General features: G+C 71.5%; 9 protein-coding genes. 8 read left to right on the forward strand and 1 reads right to left on the reverse strand.

Going from position 1 to position 15,834, the window contains the following annotated elements; translation table 11 throughout:
- Nucleotides 1–36: 36 nt before the first annotated feature.
- Genes H1A17_RS00260 through H1A17_RS00270 form a run of 3 tightly spaced genes read left to right on the forward strand, consistent with a single transcriptional unit; the run spans nucleotide 37 to nucleotide 3,769 of the window.
- On the forward strand, nucleotides 37–1,878 hold the full coding sequence (locus tag H1A17_RS00260; RefSeq protein WP_145918628.1) for an SCO2524 family protein: 1,842 nt from the start codon (nucleotides 37–39) through the stop codon (nucleotides 1,876–1,878).
- Nucleotides 1,878–2,807 carry an SCO2523 family variant P-loop protein gene (locus H1A17_RS00265; RefSeq protein ID WP_145918629.1) on the forward strand — a complete coding sequence of 310 codons (930 nt, stop codon included), beginning with the start codon at nucleotides 1,878–1,880 and terminating at the stop codon, nucleotides 2,805–2,807. The genes H1A17_RS00260 and H1A17_RS00265 overlap by 1 nt, the downstream gene beginning before the upstream one ends.
- Nucleotides 2,804–3,769: an SCO2522 family protein gene (locus tag H1A17_RS00270; RefSeq protein ID WP_145918630.1), complete on the forward strand. Its 966-nt coding sequence runs from the start codon at nucleotides 2,804–2,806 to the stop codon at nucleotides 3,767–3,769. Before H1A17_RS00265 ends, H1A17_RS00270 begins: the two co-directional genes overlap by 4 nt.
- Here H1A17_RS00270 and H1A17_RS00275 read toward each other — a convergent pair.
- Complete coding sequence (locus H1A17_RS00275; RefSeq protein ID WP_145918631.1) at nucleotides 3,748–4,734, reverse strand: SCO2521 family protein; 987 nt, start codon at nucleotides 4,732–4,734, stop codon at nucleotides 3,748–3,750. The two genes, H1A17_RS00270 and H1A17_RS00275, sit on opposite strands and share 22 nt — an antisense overlap.
- Nucleotides 4,735–5,028: 294 nt before the next feature.
- On the opposite strand from H1A17_RS00275, the gene H1A17_RS00280 reads away from it, so the two are divergent.
- The 5 genes from H1A17_RS00280 to H1A17_RS00300 all read left to right on the forward strand — a co-directional run bounded on the left by H1A17_RS00280 (nucleotide 5,029) and on the right by H1A17_RS00300 (nucleotide 15,787).
- Complete coding sequence (locus tag H1A17_RS00280) at nucleotides 5,029–9,234, forward strand: HEAT repeat domain-containing protein (protein WP_194820706.1); 4,206 nt, start codon at nucleotides 5,029–5,031, stop codon at nucleotides 9,232–9,234.
- A gap of 61 nt (nucleotides 9,235–9,295) precedes the next feature.
- Nucleotides 9,296–11,098 carry a RyR domain-containing protein gene (locus H1A17_RS00285; RefSeq protein WP_145918633.1) on the forward strand — a complete coding sequence of 601 codons (1,803 nt, stop codon included), beginning with the start codon at nucleotides 9,296–9,298 and terminating at the stop codon, nucleotides 11,096–11,098.
- On the forward strand, nucleotides 11,088–11,603 hold the full coding sequence (locus tag H1A17_RS00290) for a hypothetical protein (RefSeq protein ID WP_145918634.1): 516 nt from the start codon (nucleotides 11,088–11,090) through the stop codon (nucleotides 11,601–11,603). The genes H1A17_RS00285 and H1A17_RS00290 overlap by 11 nt, the downstream gene beginning before the upstream one ends.
- Nucleotides 11,604–11,650: 47 nt before the next feature.
- Entirely contained in the window at nucleotides 11,651–12,082 is a 432-nt protein-coding gene (locus H1A17_RS00295) for a hypothetical protein (protein ID WP_145918635.1), read from the forward strand.
- 24 nt (nucleotides 12,083–12,106) lie between these two features.
- On the forward strand, nucleotides 12,107–15,787 hold the full coding sequence (locus H1A17_RS00300; protein ID WP_194820707.1) for an RICIN domain-containing protein: 3,681 nt from the start codon (nucleotides 12,107–12,109) through the stop codon (nucleotides 15,785–15,787).
- Nucleotides 15,788–15,834: the final 47 nt, after the last annotated feature.

Below are 15,834 nucleotides of genomic sequence, written 5' to 3' on the forward strand. Positions count from 1 at the left end.
CGAGTCGGCGGCTACAACAACAGACGGCGGTGGATCATGCGGATACAGCCGCGCCAGGAGATCCTCGACATCTGGCGGGCCACGGTGCGCAGTTGTTGGGACGATGGTGAATGGCGCTGGGGTGGCCGGAGCGGCAGCAACTCGATCAGTGACGCGGAGCAGTTACTGACCCTGCTGCTCCCCGCGGCCAAGGTTTCCGAGCTGTCGCTCGACGATCCGGACCGGGTCGACGACGAGGTGATCGAGGCACTCAGTTCGCTCGGTGACGCGATCAAGATTCCCCGTCAGCTGGTCGGTCTGATGGTCGAGTACTTCCGCCGCTACACCGACGAGGCCGGCACGCCGATCTTCGCCGGTGGCAGCTACCTCACCCCGACCGAGGGCGGGCCACCGCTCACCGAGGAGCAGTACTCGCTGGACATCGTCGACTCGTTCGCGGTGTCCGTCACCCTCACCTTGGCGACGATCGGTTTCGTCAAGGTCTACCGCAAGGCCACCCAGCGGCGTGATCTGCTCGCCCAGTTGGACGAGTTGGAGGCGATGGCCAACGTGCGACTGACCGCGGCCATGGTCGGTCTGCTCCGCAGCTTCAGTACCTTCGTCTTCACCTCCACCGACCCGTCCGGCCGTCGGCTGTGCGACATGGTCAACCAGGACGAGTTACCGCGCCGGGAAGTCGTGGACGCGTTGCGCGAACAGTTGCAGGACACGATGGCCAGCCTGCGCAGTGTGCTCCTCGGGTCGGGTCGGGTGACCGAAGACCTCGACAACAGCGAGATGCTCTTCGAGTGCGGCTGGTCCTGGGGAACCATCGCCGGAGCCGAGGAGGTCGCGACCAGCGAACCGATCGGCCGGCAGCGCCCCGGGTCCGCGGAGAACGCCCCCTACCTCTACTTCACGGTCATCGCGATGGACGCCATCGAGGACCTGAACTCCGAACGCACCCGCCTGCTCGGCCTGCTCAACGAGGAACAGCAGCGGCTGTCCCGGGCGCTGCAACTGCGCTGGGAGCTGACCCGGACCTACTGGGCGACGGTGGCGACCTTCGGCAACCGGCGACGCTGGCCCATCGAGGACATCCCGTGGCGGACGACCGACGGCGACCGGACCGACTACTACACGCTGCAGACGACGTCGCTGGCGGTCAAGGGCCTGCTCGCCGTGGGGCGCGGTGGCGACGAGGAACTCGGCCGGATCGCCTCGGTGCTGGTGGAACTGGCGCAGCGGGCGCGGATCACCCGGCGCGCGTCCCCCGGCGAGCCGGCGCTGCTCGTGCACGCGCCAGGCAAACAGGTGATCCTCAACGACGAGACGTCGAAGCCGATCATGACGTGGAACGTCAACGAGTTCTCGACGGTGCTGCTCCAGCGGGCGATAACCGTCGCCGGCCTGCTGAACAACGCCCGGCGGCGCAGCGAACTGCTCGAGTTGGCGGACGAGGTGTGGGACCACCTGCTGCTGCGGCGCATCCCGGACGGTCGGCACCGGGGGTTGTGGGACCATGCCGGCGGCGCGTTCCCGGGGCTGGCGCCGATGCCCGAGGCACCCTCCTGGTACCTGACCGAGCGGGCGGTGCACGCGATGGTCAACGCCAGTCAGCTGCTCTCGGAACGGCCCTTCCCCCGGGCCGGCGGGCTCGCGGCGTACGCCCAGGATCTCGTCGACGAGGCCGAGTACCTGTTCGACCGGGAGCTGATGCGCGGCACGTTCTCCGGGGTGGCGATGCAACGCAACATGCGCAGCATCCGGGCCAGCCTGCGTCGGGCCCAACTGCTGGTGGACGAGCGTCCGGGCACGGCGGCCGCCCTGGCGAACACGGTGTTGCTGCAGATCAACGACGTCAGCACCGGTCAGCAGAAGGCCGGCGAGGGGATCTGATGCTGGTCTTCGTCACGTCCCATAAGGGTGGCACCGGTCGGTCGGTGACCGCGGCGAACATCGCCTACCGCAGCGCGCTGTCCGGCAGGTCGACCTGCTACCTGGACTATGACTTCGGCTCGCCGACGGCGGGGATCACGTTCCAGATCCCGCAGGCCGTCAACGGGGTGGAGGGCTCGGGGCCCAGCCGCGGCGGTCTGCACCGGTACCTGCGCGGGGAGATCCCCTCGCCCGAGCGGTTGGACGTCTGGGGCACCTCCGAGCGGGCCAGCCTGCGCCAGCGGCCCGTCGGCTCGGGAGCCCTGGTGCTCCTACCCGGTCAGCGCAACGGCAGCGAGTTCGGCTTCACCAGTGACATCGCCACGCGCTGCGCCGAACTCTTCCTCCGCCTGGAGGAGGAGTTCGATTTGACCCTGGTGGACCTCAGCGCCGGCCGGTCGTACGCCAGTCACATCGCCCTGGCCGCGACCGCCACCCCGTCCCTGTGCAAGGTCACCGCCCGCTGGCTGGTCTTCCACCGGTGGACCCCGCAACACGTCACGGCGGCGGCGGACCTGGCCTTCGAGGCGGGCGGGATCCTGGCCATGGGCGGGGAGTACGGCCACGATCGGGAACGGCTGCGGGAGTCGCTGCGGTTCGTCCGCACCGCGTTGATCGACGCCCGAGGCGACGAGGTCGGTCATCTCGACCTCGCCCAGCAGGCGTTCCTGCGTAAGTGCGACGACGAGCTGTCGGAGCTGGCCCGGCGTAAGGGGGTCGGCCGTACCACCCGGCTCGGCTCGGTGCCGCTCGATCCGCTGTTGCAGTGGCGGGAGCAGCTCATCTCGGACCACGACGTGCAGACCAAGATCGCGAACGTGAAGACCGTGGACGCCTTCGTGGACCTGACCGCGAAGCTGTTCGACGAAACCGCGTGGGAAGCCGTATGACCGACGTGGACGTGAGGTTCCAGGAGGCGGCTGCGGTGGCCCGTACGGAGAGCGTGGCGTACGCGCACCTGTCGGTGGAGTTGGGGCACTTCTACGCCGAGGACTTCGGCGCGGGATGCCAGGATCTGCGGGACAGGTTCGCGCAGATCGCCGAGTGGTCGGCGATGATCCCGGTGCTGGCGAACCGGGGGCTGACGGCGGGCCGCCAACCCCGGATCAGCACCTGCTTCATGGTGGACGACTACTTCCACCGCTTCGGCACCCCCGGCGAGGTGATCGCGCAGGTGCAGAGCGCGGCGGCGGCGCAGGGCCTGGTGCTCGACTACGTCGCCCGGGAGTCCAGCTTCGCCCGCCACGACGGCGTCGAGCTGGCCCAGATGGTCGTCGACACCCTGGTGGTGGAGCCGCCCCGGAACACCACCGGCAGCCGCCCCCCGCTGAGCGAGTCGGGCTGGCTGTCCAACGGGATGCGCTCACCCGGCCACGTCGACGCGCCGGCGATGACGCTGCCCCGGCCGTGGTCCCCGCCGGTGCAGTCCGGTGACCCCCGGCACTCCATCTTCGTCGACGTCGAGCTGTGGTCCGGCGAGCCGAGCAGCCGGGTGTGGGCCTGCGCCCTGCTCGCCTCGGTCTGGCAGATGGCCCGGCTGGGCGTGTTGCGTCGTCGCGGCGAGACGCTGATGCAGCCGCACCGGCTCACCGGCGAGCTGCCCGACTCGTGGGATGCGCTACCGGCTGTCGTCCAGCTGAATCCGGCCGCCGCGCCGTTCTGCGCGTACCGCACGCTGACACTGATGGACACCCAGTACCTGCCGGTGGAGATGGCGGTGCGGACGATTCTCGGCCAGGTGGCGGTGCCCCCGGCGGTCGCGCAGCAGATCACCCGGCGGGCGGGCGGCGAGGGCCTGCGGCTGCCCGGCGAACTGGTCGACCGGTTGAGTTACGTGTTCATCGGCGGGTGAGCGGTCAGTGCCCTGCCGCACTGCTGGCCGCCCGGCATCCGGCCGGCGAGGTCACGCAGCAGGGTCAGGTTGGCCACGGCGATCTGGTCCCGGATCCAGGTCACCGACGAGTTCCACTGCCGGCTGAACCCCGGCACCTGTTCGAGCCGGTCCCAGATCGGTCGCAGCCGGGGGTTCACCCGCGCGCCGGGCAGCCACAGGTGCAGCAGGTGCTCCAGCACCGGCCGCAGCCGCTCGATGTGTTCCTGACCGGAGGCCGAGCGCGCGACGGCGGCCTCCACGAGGGAGGACAGTGTGGTCAACAGCCAGTCGTGCAGGGCGAGGTCCTCGCAGAGGCCGGTCACGGCGTCCGGCACGTCCTGGGGATCCAGCACCAGCTCGACCGTACGCAGCGTGGGGGAGTCCACGGTGACCACCGCCGAGACCTCCCGCTCCGGGCGCGGCGAGACCTGCGCGGCCCAGCGCAGCCGGGTACGCGCCGCGCGCAGCGGCGGACGCCGGTCCAACAGGTCGGACGTCTGCACACCGTCGAGGACCCGGCCGGTGATCGCCTCCAGGTTCAGCACGTCGGCGTCGTCGCCGCGCAGGAAGCCCGCGGTCAGATCCACGGCGTCCAGTTTGCCGACCGTCTCCAGGATGCCCGGGTTGGCCAGGTAGTGCGACCACGGCCGGCGTCGCTCGCCGCCCGTCACCCGGATGACCGAGGAGGCCTGCACGATCCGGCCGCCGGTGACGATCGCCCGGGTGACCACCGCACCGACCCCGCGTAGCTGACGGCGTCGGGCGCTGGGCAGCCAGCAGTCCACCCCGGTGCGGACGTCGGGGGAGACCGCGTAGAGCGACGGGCGGCGGGAGGTCAGCACCGCCTCGCCCTCGACCAGGTGCAGCACCTCGGCACTCTGCTCCTGGGCCAGCGCGGTGCTGTGCTGCAGCAGGTTGGTGTGCACCTCACCGAGTGTGAGCATGACTTCCTCCGCATCACCGCATCCGTCCGCGCCGGCTCGCGGAATGCGTCCCTGGTGATTGACGTGCGCCGCCGTGATCCGTGCTGACCCGGATGCGGGCCGGACGAAAGGAGACCTCGGGAAAGCGAGATTCGGCCCGCTCGGACCTGAATCCGTGCTGTCGACATCATAGGCCCCTCCGCGGGAATCCCACGCGCAGCAACGCGCATCGAGTGTTCGTCGAACATGAGCAGGTGACGACGGCTGGTACTTTCAAAGCAACGGTCACCAGTCTCCCCCTGGAGTTTGCCGTTCATGAAGGTCTACATTTCAGCCACCCAAAAGGACCTGCTGAAATACCGCTTGGCCGTACACGCGGTGGCCCGTCGGCTGAAGATCGAGGACGTCGCCATGGAGGCGTACGGCGCCGACGTCAAGCCGCCGCTGGAGCGCTGCCTGAACGACGTCCGGGACTGTGACCTCTACCTGGGGCTCTTCGCCTGGCGGTACGGATTCCGGCCGCCCGGCCAGACGTCGTCCATCACCGAACTGGAGTACCGCGCCGCGCTCGCGGCCGGAAAGCCCTGCCTGGTCTTCCTGCTCGCCGAGGACGCGCGCTGGCCGGGCGACATGATGGACCGGGGCACCGACGGTGACCGGATCCTCGAACTGCGCCGGGAGCTTCAGGAGCACCACCTGTGTGACTTCTTCTCCAGCGTCGACGACCTGACCGCCAAGGTGATGGCGGCACTGACCGACGTGCTCAGCGGCCGGTCCCCGGTCCGCGGGCCGGCCGACCCGGGCACCCACCTGCCGGAGGAGATGCGGACCCGCTACCACCGGAACCTGGCCCTGATGTACGAGGCGGTCGCGGTGGATGCCGTCTCGCCCCGCCCCACCATCGGTTACCTGACCGTCGGGCTGCCGAAGGTGTTCGTGGAGCCCCGCGTGCACGAGGAAGCCCGCCCGGAGATGCCCCTGGCCTGGTGGCGCCCGGCCGGGGCCACGCCGGACGGCGACGACGCGGGACTTCCCGGGGTGGTGGACCCGGAGGAGGTGGAGCGGCTGCGGGAGGAGTACGCGGCCAAGGACGCGTTGATGCTGTTCGACGTGGTGTGCGATCCCGCCCGACGGATGATCGTGCTGCTCGGCGACCCCGGATCCGGAAAGTCGGCGGTCGCCCGCTACCTGGCGCTGGTGCTGGCCGGGATCTGCGCCGAGCCCCGGCTGGCGGCGCTGGACGGCCACCTGCCCGTGCTGATCGAACTGCGGTCGTACGCCACGCACCGTGGGGACGGGCGGTGCGACGGCCTGCTGGACTACGTGGGCCACAGCCAGCAGATGGGCCTGCCCGGACTCGACCGGACGGTGCTGGAGTCGTATCTGCGCCGGGGCGGCCGGGCGCTGTTCCTGCTCGACGGCCTCGATGAGGTGGTCGACCCGGCGCAGCGGGAGGAGGTGGCCGCGCAGATCGCCACCTTCGCCAACGAGTACCCGGGGGTGCTGACGGTGGTCACCTCCCGGGCGGCGGGATATCTGCGGCAGACCTTCGCCAACGCCGGGTTCGACCACTTCACGATCGAGGATCTCGACGACGGGCAGATCGCCCGCTTCCTCGGCAACTGGTACCGCTACGTCATGCCCACCGAGGCGGAGGCGGAACGGCAACGGCGGCAGCTTCTCGACGTGGTGCGCAACTCCCGGGCGATGCACGAGATCGCCGGCAACCCGCTGCTGCTGATACTCATGGCCATCGTCGGTCGGGGCCACCCGCTGCCCCGTAACCGACGACGACTGTACGCACATGTCACCGACGTCCTGATCTCCGAGTGGGACGTCACCAAGCAATTGCGGGAGAGCCACGGCGAGGTGCCGCCGCTGGATTTGAAGGCGAAGCACCGGCTGCTGCGCCAGCTGGCATTCCGGATGCAGTTCCGGGAGTCGGGGCTGGCCGGGAACTGCATCGAATCCGACGAACTGGCACTCATCTTCCGGGACCACCTCGTCACGTTCTACAGTTTCGGCAACGAGCGGGCACTCGCCATGGCCCACTCGATGATCGACAAATTGCGCCAGCGGAGTTTCATTCTGGAACGCTACGGGCTGCGACTGTTCGGGTTCGTGCACCGGGCGTTCCTGGAGTTCTTCTGTGCCGAGGAGATCGTGGACGGAATCGAGCACGATCCGGGCTCCTGGGGCCCCGCGCGGTTGCGATCGCTGTTCCGCGACCACTGGGCCGATCCGTCCTGGCGGGAGGTGCTCCGGCTGGTGGCCGGCGCACTGCCCGTCCCGACCGCCAACGACCTGATCGTCCGGCTCGCCACCGAGGGACCCCGACCCTGGCCGCCGCTGAACCTCACCGGCCCGCCCTGGAACCTGGTGCTCGCCGCGCAGTGCGTGGCGGAGGCCCCGCAACCCGCGGACCTGGCCGAGGCGGGCGAGGCCGTGCTGCGCCAGGTGGTGCTGCTGGTCGAGCACGGCATCTCCGCCGACGATCCCCAACTGGTGGACCTCACCGAGCAGGAGCTGCTCTCCTCGATCCGGGCGCTGGGGCCGGACTGGCCCGGCCGGACGACCTTCCTGCACTGGTACCGCCGCCGTGGGATACGCACCAGTTGGCGCACCGGCTCCGTGTTCGCCACCCGGATCGCCGCCGCGCTCTCCACCGCCGACGAACGGCTGGAGGACCTCCTGCTCGTGGAGCTCGGTCAGGGCACCGAGCGGCACGCCCACCTCACCCTGGTCGCCGGGCTCGCCGAGGCCGCCGCCCGGACGGACCCCACCGGTCGCCGCCGGTACCGGGACCTCCTGCTCGCCCAGGCCCGCGCCGAGATCTCCACCGCGGTCCGTCAGGCCGCGGTGCGGGCGCTGGTCACCCACTTCGGCGCCGACCCCGACCTGCCGGACGTGCTGCGTGGGCTCGTCGACTCCACCGACCTCGCGGTGCGCGCGCTGGCCGTACAGTCCCTCGGCGGTCGCACCGGACTGTCCGACGACGTCCGCCGGATGGTGGTCCGGGCCACCGTGGACCCCGACCCCACGGTACGCCGGGCCGCCGTCGGGGTGCTCACCGCGCGCCTGACCGAGGTGCCGGACGCCGCCGGGACGCTGCGGCGACTGCTCGACACCGACGGCGACCCGGGGGTGGTGCAGCGGGCGCTGGAGGGCCTGCTGGCCCTGCCCGAGCAGGCCGGGTCCGCCCGCGCCGCCGCGCTGCGACGGGTGGACGGCGATGCCCCGGACGAGGTACGGCGCTGCCTGCTGACCATCCTGCTGCCGGGACCACCGGCCCCGGAGGACACGGACCTGCTGCTGAAGCTGGCCGGATCGGACAGCTCCGCGCGGCTGCGCACGGCGGCGGTGCGGCTGCTGGCCTCCGGACCCGATCCGGAGGGACGCTGCCGGTCCCGGCTGGTCGACCTGATCGGACAGGACGAGGAGTCGTCCGTGCGGGCTGCCGCCGTGACCGCGCTGATCGACCGGGACGGGGCCGAGGAGACCGGGCGGACCGTGGTGGCGAAGGCGGCCCGGGAGGACGAGGACGCGACGGTACGCCTCGCGGCGGTGCGCGCCCTGGTCGACGCGTACCCGGACCACCGCACCGGGGAACTGCTGCTGGAAAGCGCCCGCCGCGACCCGACGGCGAGTGTCCGGCTCGCCGCCGTCGACCTGCTCACCGGGCGGCTACCGCTCGGCCACGCCACCCGTACCCTGCTGATCGTCCGGGCCTTCGAGGAGCGCGACGCGCTCGTCCGGTTGCGGGTCACCCGGAGCCTGGCCGGCCTCGCCGACCCGCCCGAGCCGGCGGTGCGGGAGTGCCTGGCCGAGCAGGTCGGCAGAGATCCCGATCCGACCGTGCTGCGCGCGGCGGCCGAGGCGCTCGCCCGGCACCACGGCTCCGACGGCCTGCTGGAGACGCTGTGCCGGCGGGCCCGGCGGGACAGCTACGGCGGCATCCGGCTGGCCGCGGTGCAGACGCTCGGCCGGTACGGCAGCTCCGACACGGTGACCGACGTGCTGTTGGAGTGCGTCGACCTGGACACCGACCCGGCCGTGTTCGACGCGGCGGTGTGCTGCCTGACCGGGCAGAGCCCGACGTCCATGGCGGTGACGCTGCGGCTCATGCGTCGGCTGGCGGACGAGGACCCGGCGATCCGCGCGCGGGTCGCCGCCGCGCTCGGCGAGCACTTCGGCGCCGATCCCGAGGTGCAGGTGCTGCTGGTCGGCCTGGTCCGCGACGACGCGTCCCTGGAGGTCCGGCGTCGGGCGGCCGAACAGGTGGGCGCGAACCTGGCCGGCCGGGCGGAGGTGCCGGAGCTGCTGCTGGGGCTGGTGGACGACGACGACTGGGAGATCCGCCGGACCGCGCTGCTCGCGTTGACCCGGCACCACTGGCGGGATCCACGGACCCGGGAGTTGCTCGTGCGGCTCACCCACCGGGGGGAGGACGACAGCACCCGGCGGCTGGCCGGTCAACTGCTGGCCACCCTGCCCGGCACCAGCCCCGACGACTTCCTGTGACCGGCCCGCGCACGGCGCTTCGCGACGGATTCTGATCGACCCCGTCAAATACCATGGCCCCATGACGGACCCGTTCGTCGGCTCGCCCCGCCGGACTGGCTGGTGGCTGCGCGGACTGTTCGGGATCATCGGAGTGGCGGCGCTGATTCTCGGCTACGTCGGCTTCGAGAGCCTGCTGCGGACCCGGCCGGACACCGTGCACGACCGGTTCGACGTGCTCTACTACGATCTGCAGCTCTTCGTGTTCGGCGCCGAGCCGTTCCAGGACCCCGGCCCCTACCCGTGGCAGTTGCAGGTCGCCCGGTTCGCCGCCCCGTTGTTCACCCTCCTCGCCGTGGCCGAGGCCGGCCGGTTGCTGCTGGCCGCCGAGAGCCGCCGCCTGCGCGCCCGGCGGGCCCGTGGCCACGTCCTCGTCTGCGGTGACTCCCGGTTCGCCCACATGCTCGCCGACCGGCTCTTCGCCGACGGGGAACGCGTGGTCGTGGTGCGGTCCGTACCGTTCGGTCCGTTGGAGTACCGCCGCCGCCGCTATCTCGGCGTCATCGGTGATCCGACCAGTGCCGAGGTGCTGCGCGGCGCGGGCCTGCCCCGGGCGCACACCATCTACGCCTGTGGTGAGGACGACGACCGCAACCACGCCATCGCCAACACCGCCAGCCGGCTCGTGCGGGGCGGACGGGAACCACCACGGGTCTACGTGCTGGTCAACGACTCCGAGATGTGCCTGTCCCTGCAGGCGCGGCGGCTCGGCGCGGCCGGGTCCAGCCGGCTGCGGCTGGACTACTTCCACGTCGACGACGTCGCCGCCCGCGCGCTGTACCGGCACCATCCCCTGGCCGGCACGGCCGACCGGCCCACCCGCTTGCTCATCGCCGGCACCGGCGGTTTCCGCCGCGCCCTGCTCACCGAGACCGCCCGGCACTGGCGGACGTGCCGGGCGCGGGCACCTGCCGGTGTGGTCCTGCCACCCCTGCGGGTGGATCTCGTCGCCCCGGACGCCAGCACCGAACGGGAGGTCGTGACGTCCCGCTACCCGTTCCTGGGCACCGTCTGCGAGCTGACCGCGTACGACGGGGACCTCGACGGTGTCGCGCTCGGCCGGCTCGGCTCCGGCCGCTACGATCGGATCTACGTCTGTGCACCGGAGGAGAGCAGCGGCTTGCAGTTCGTGCTGGACTCACCCGGTCTCTGGCAAGGTGTCGAGAGTTGCGTGTTCGTGCCGGTCTACCGGCAGGCGGCGCTGGCCGCGGCCTTCCACGGTGACTCCCGCCACGACCTGCTCGACGAGGTGCACGGCAAGCTCCGCCTGTATCCGGTGCTGACCCGCGCCTGCGATGCCCGGCTGATCGGCGACGACCTCACCGAGCGGCTGGCCCGGCTGATCCACGAGCGTTATCTCGATGCGCAGCAACGGGCCGGGCTGCGTCCCGGCGACACCCCGGCGATGGTCGACTGGTCGCGACTGCCCGAGTCGCTGCGGCGGGCCAACCGGGCCCACGTCCAGGACATCGCCGCGAAGCTGCTGAACCTCGGGTGCGTGGTGGCGCCCCGGCGGGGTGGGGCCGGTGACGTCTCCGCCGGGGAGGCCATCGACGACCGGATCGAGGTGCTCGCCCGGCTCGAACACGAACGGTGGTGCCGGGAACGACGGGGGGAGGGCTGGGCGTACGGCGAGTCCCGCGACGACGTCCAGCAGCGGCATCCGTTCCTGCGGCCGTGGGACGAACTCTCCGCCGAGGTCCAGGAACGCAACCGCGAGGAGATCCGGGCGCTGCCCGAGGTGCTGTCCGACAGCGGCTTCGAGCTGATCCGGCTGGTGCCCGGGGCGCCCGCCTCGGGGAGAGGACCGGCGGATGTCGGCTGATGCCGGGCTGGAGCGCATCGGCGTGACCGGGCACATCCACCTGACCCGCGACACGGAGGTGCTCGTCGCCGACGCGCTGCGGGCCGAACTGCGCCGGATCGGCGACCGGCCGGTGCGCGGCGTCACCTGCCTGGCCGGCGGCACGGACCAGATCTTCGCGCGCACGGTCCTGGACCTGGGCGGCACGTACGAGGTGATCCTGCCGGCCCGGGACTACCGGGACGCGGTCATCGCCCCGGGACAGCGGGCGGGCTTCGACGAGTTGCTCGACCGGGCGGTGACTGTCGTGCACACCGGTCACGACCGGTCGGGCACCGCCGCCTTCGTCGCCGCCAACCGGGAACTGGTCCGACGGGTGCAGCGGCTCGTGGCGGTCTGGGACGGCGAGCCGGGCTGCCACGCGGCGTCGACGGACCGGACCGTCGACCGGGCCCGGCGTCGGGGCATCCCGATCTCGGTCCTCTGGCCAGCCGGTGCCCGGCGGATGCCGCCCGGGGCGCACTGAACCGCGGGTTCACTTCCTGTCCAGTGCGGCGACCTATCCTCGCGGGCATGACATCGAAGTGGTTCGAATCGCGGCGGCTGCTGGCCTCGGCCGTCGCGGCGGTCAGCGCGGTCGCGCTGGTCGTGGCACCGACGACGCCCGCCTCGGCGTCCACCATCCGCGACGGGTGGGTGCAGCTCTGCCCGTGGGGCAACTACCGGGTGCACCTCGAATACCTCGACCTCAACGGCCAGACCGTGCAGCTGGGCCCGGTCCTCAACCCGGGTGCCGACTGCTGGTGGGGGCCGGTCCCGACGGGTGGCGAGAGCACCCTGATCTGGGTCATCGGCCACTTCAACACCAGCTCCGGAACCTTCGCGGTGATCGGCCCGAACCGGAACTACGAGACGTTCTACAACGGCGTCACCGGGATCGGCATCGCCGCCGAGGGCACGACCGCCTCCGGTGGCCGCAAGGACGCGCACTACTACCGGTACTGAACCACCCGGAACTGGGGAGAGTCGATGGTCCGCGCTGCCCGCGTACTGCTGGGGTTGTTGCTCGTCGCGACGGTCGCGGTGCCTGCGCCGTCGGCGGCGCGGGCGGTGGCCGCACCGCCGACCGGGGCGGCGTCGCCGGCGGCGGGTGTCGCCGGGGACGCGGACCTGACCGCCGGCAACCGGATCGGTGGGGTCGCCGGGCTGCCCGACTGGTCCCGGGTCGGCTATCTCGGCGGCCAGTCGTTGCCGTCCGACGCGGACCTGGCGGGCGGGGCCTGCACGATCGACGCGGCGCGGCTGGCCGCCGAGTTCGGGGTCCGCGCCGACGACGCGGTGGACGACAGCGTGGGCCTCCAGTCGGCCATCGACCGGATCAAGGCGAACTGTTCGCCGTCGGGCAACCCGCACCGGCTCTCGCTGATCGGGTTGCCGGCCGGGCGGATCGACATCTCCCGCCAGATCTACGTCGACGCGAACTTCCTGGTGCTGCGGGGGCAGGGCGCCGCAAGCGGCGGCACCCGGGTCGTGTTCCGGCCGGACGTCAACACCCGCTACGACACGCTGACCGCCGACGGCAGCCGGTGGAACCAGGACACGATGACCTTCGGTTCGCCGCCGGACAGCGGCACCGGGGGCTGGATCTGGCCGGGCCGTGCCCTGTTCAAGGTGCAGACCCGTGAGGTCGCCGACCGGTACGCCGACGAGTGGGCCGCCGCCCCCGCGAACCGCAGGGACCTGTTCGAGGGTTCCGTCAACCAGCACTGGGCCTCCGGCCAGAAGCTGGGTTCCACGTCGGCCGACCCGGGGTTCTCGGCCCGCGCCGGGCAGAACGTGATCCGCCTCGACGCCAAGGCCAAGATGGACGGCTTCCGCGTCGGCGGTTACGTCTGGGTCGGGGTCGCCAACAGCCTGCGCTTCTACGAACAGCAGGGGCTCGCGCCGGACGATCCCGGCACCCGCGAGAACCTGCACATGCGCCAGCAGATGTTCCGGGCGATCGCCGTGAACACGTCGGCGAAGACCGTCACGCTGGACCGTCCGCTGGAGTACGACGCGCCCGTCGACTCCACCTCGGACGGTTCGGCGCCGATCGCCGGAAACGTCTACCCCAGCAAGATCACCCCGCTGCGGGCGGTGGAGGGCGTCGGCTTCGAGAACTTCGCGTTCTCCCAGGAGATGGAGGGGCTGCCGAAGCTGCTCGGCGGCGTCTACCACCCCACCCCGACCGACGCCGTGCACAACTACGGCAACCTGGCCCCCGAGTACGCCATGCACGGCATCGCGTTCAAGTGGGCCGCGAACAGTTGGGCGCGCGGGCTGGCCGGGTCGATGACCGGCTCGCACCCGATCGTCACCGAGGTCGCCCGCAACCTCCAGATCGAGCACAACACGTTCGACGGGGCGTGGAACAAGGGCAAGGGCGGCAACGGCTACCTGCGCGGCAGCCGGGTGTGGGACTCGCTGTGGGCGTACAACACCAGCCGGAACCTGCGGCACTTCACGTTCCAGTGGTCGGCCAGCGGCAACGTGGCGTTCGGCAACGACCTGGACTCCGACCTCAACCTGCACGGCGGCTGGGAACGCTACAACCTGTTCGAGGGCAACACCGTCCGCGTCCCGTACGAGCACCGGTCGGGAAGTTGCACCGCCAACTGCGGCGGCGAGGGCGGTGAACTGGAGGACGGCACCTGGTTCCCGATCTGGTGGGCGGCGGCGGCGAAGGCGATCAAGTGGTCCGGGGCGTCCGGGCCGCAGAACGTCTTCCACCGCAACACCATGATCAAACAGTCCGTACCGGGTGGCCCCTACCTGCCCTACGAGCCGTACTCCAGCGACGGCGGCGACGGGGAGGCGATCTACCAGTTCGGCTCCGACGCGGCGAATCCGCGCGCGTTCACCCCGCTGAGCCAGGGCGGCGCGCCGATCAAGGACTGGTCCGGCCGGGAGACCGTGAACTACGCCGGCCAGGGTGTCGCGGTACGCACCGGCGAGCGGTGGCCGTCGCTGTTCCTGCGCGACGTCGGCCAGCTCGAACCGCGCGACGGCAACCGGCGGACGATCATGACCTGGAACATGCAGGGCGCGGGTTCCAGCGCGGGCGGCACCTACGAGAACAAGTACGCGACCGTGACGGGGTTCCTCAGCGCGGGAACGCTGGCGGTGGCGCTCCAGGAGGCCGGGTCGCCGCCGGCCGGCAGCGCACACGAACGGGGGCGCTACACCCAGAACGTGTTCCGGAACAACGGCGTCTCCCCGCCGGTGTACGAGTACTACCTGGGCACCCTGCTCGGCGAACCCACCCGCCACCTGTACTGGTTGAACACGGACACCTCGACGCAGGGCCCGAACCGGGTCAACCTGGCCGTCGCCACCGCCCAGCGGGCCGACCAGATCACCGTGGTCGCCGGTCAGGCGAACGCCCGGCCGGCGCTCGGCGTACGCATCGGCGAGACGTTCTTCTTCACCGTGCACGGCTGGTCGGGCAACGGCAACGACATGCCGACCACGCTGGCGAACATCCGCACGTACATCCAGAACAACCCGGGCCCGAACGGCCCCTACGAGTGGGTCGTGCTCGGTGACTTCAACCGGGAGCCGCAGAACCTGCGCAACGCGCTGCCGGCCAACCAGTTCGCCGTGATGGCCCCGGACGCCAACACCCATCCGACGACGGGCCCGACGAGCACCCTGGACTACGCGGTGACCGACTTCGGCAACGGCGCACCGACGCTCTTCCAGGCGCGCACGGAACGGACGATCACCAACTCCGACCACCACCCGGTGACCTACGGCTTCGACCTGCGCGCCGCCGCGGAGGTGCCGCCGCTGTCCACGCCGACGATGCCCGGCCGGGCCCTGCTGCGCAACGCCGCCACCACCTCCGTCGCCGACGCCGAACCCAACGGCGGGCCGCTGGTCGTGGACACCGCGTACGACCCGTCGCGGGCGCAGCAGTGGCGGCTGGACTGGGACAACGAGGTCTCCGGCTACCTGCGCCTGCAACGGGTACGGGAGGGCAACTCGACCGACGACCGCTACCTGGGCCTGGCCGACGCCGCCCCGGACGCCCGCGCCGCGCTGGGCTGGTCACCGTCGCTGGCCCAGCTCTGGCGACCGGTGGCCAACGGCGACGGCACGTACACCCTGCTCAACTACCTGACCGGGCAGGCGCTCACGGTGCTGCCGGGCGACTTCGTGCTGGCCGCCCGGGACGCCACCGACTCGCCGTACCAACGCTGGTTCCTCGCGTCCTCGACGGACCTCGAACTGCGGCGTGACATCCTGCCCGTCGTCGCGCCCGCCGGCACGGCGGCCGAGCTGGGGGTGGCCGGCCCGGACGGCGTCGAGGGCCGGCCGGTGCAACTGCTGCCCGCCACCACCGGCAGCCGGGAGTGGCAGCCGGTGCCGGCCGGGCAGCGCGGCGCCGACCGGTGCTTCTACCTGCTGTACGACGACGAGTACCTGACGTCCACCCCGGACGGGGGCCTGCCCCAACCCGGCGCGCACGTGGTGCTCGACGGCTACGACCCGCACAGCCAGGGGCAGGTGTGGTGCGTACACCAGGACACCGCCTCGATGACCATCTACAACGACACCGTCGTGCAGGGGCAACTCGTCCAGACCTACCTGACCGACCACGGCCTGCACGCGCACCTGAGCGTGGAGTCCGTGCCGGACACCGGGCGGGAGGGCTGGCGCTGGTGAGGTGACGCGGGGCCGCCGACCCCCGCCCCGGGCGTCCGGTACGCCGA

This window comes from Micromonospora sp. S-DT3-3-22 (assembly GCF_015354745.1).
Taxonomy (GTDB): Bacteria; Actinomycetota; Actinomycetes; order Mycobacteriales; family Micromonosporaceae; genus Micromonospora; species Micromonospora wenchangensis.

Coding starts and splice junctions, on each gene's coding strand:
- H1A17_RS00295 (WP_145918635.1), top strand. CDS start 11,651: ATGACATCGAAGTGGTTCGAATCGCGGCGGCTGCTGGCCTCGGCCGTC.
- H1A17_RS00275 (WP_145918631.1), bottom strand. CDS start 4,734: ATGCTCACACTCGGTGAGGTGCACACCAACCTGCTGCAGCACAGCACC.
- H1A17_RS00280 (WP_194820706.1), top strand. CDS start 5,029: ATGAAGGTCTACATTTCAGCCACCCAAAAGGACCTGCTGAAATACCGC.
- H1A17_RS00285 (WP_145918633.1), top strand. CDS start 9,296: ATGACGGACCCGTTCGTCGGCTCGCCCCGCCGGACTGGCTGGTGGCTG.
- H1A17_RS00300 (WP_194820707.1), top strand. CDS start 12,107: ATGGTCCGCGCTGCCCGCGTACTGCTGGGGTTGTTGCTCGTCGCGACG.
- H1A17_RS00290 (WP_145918634.1), top strand. CDS start 11,088: ATGTCGGCTGATGCCGGGCTGGAGCGCATCGGCGTGACCGGGCACATC.
- H1A17_RS00270 (WP_145918630.1), top strand. CDS start 2,804: ATGACCGACGTGGACGTGAGGTTCCAGGAGGCGGCTGCGGTGGCCCGT.
- H1A17_RS00260 (WP_145918628.1), top strand. CDS start 37: ATGCGGATACAGCCGCGCCAGGAGATCCTCGACATCTGGCGGGCCACG.
- H1A17_RS00265 (WP_145918629.1), top strand. CDS start 1,878: ATGCTGGTCTTCGTCACGTCCCATAAGGGTGGCACCGGTCGGTCGGTG.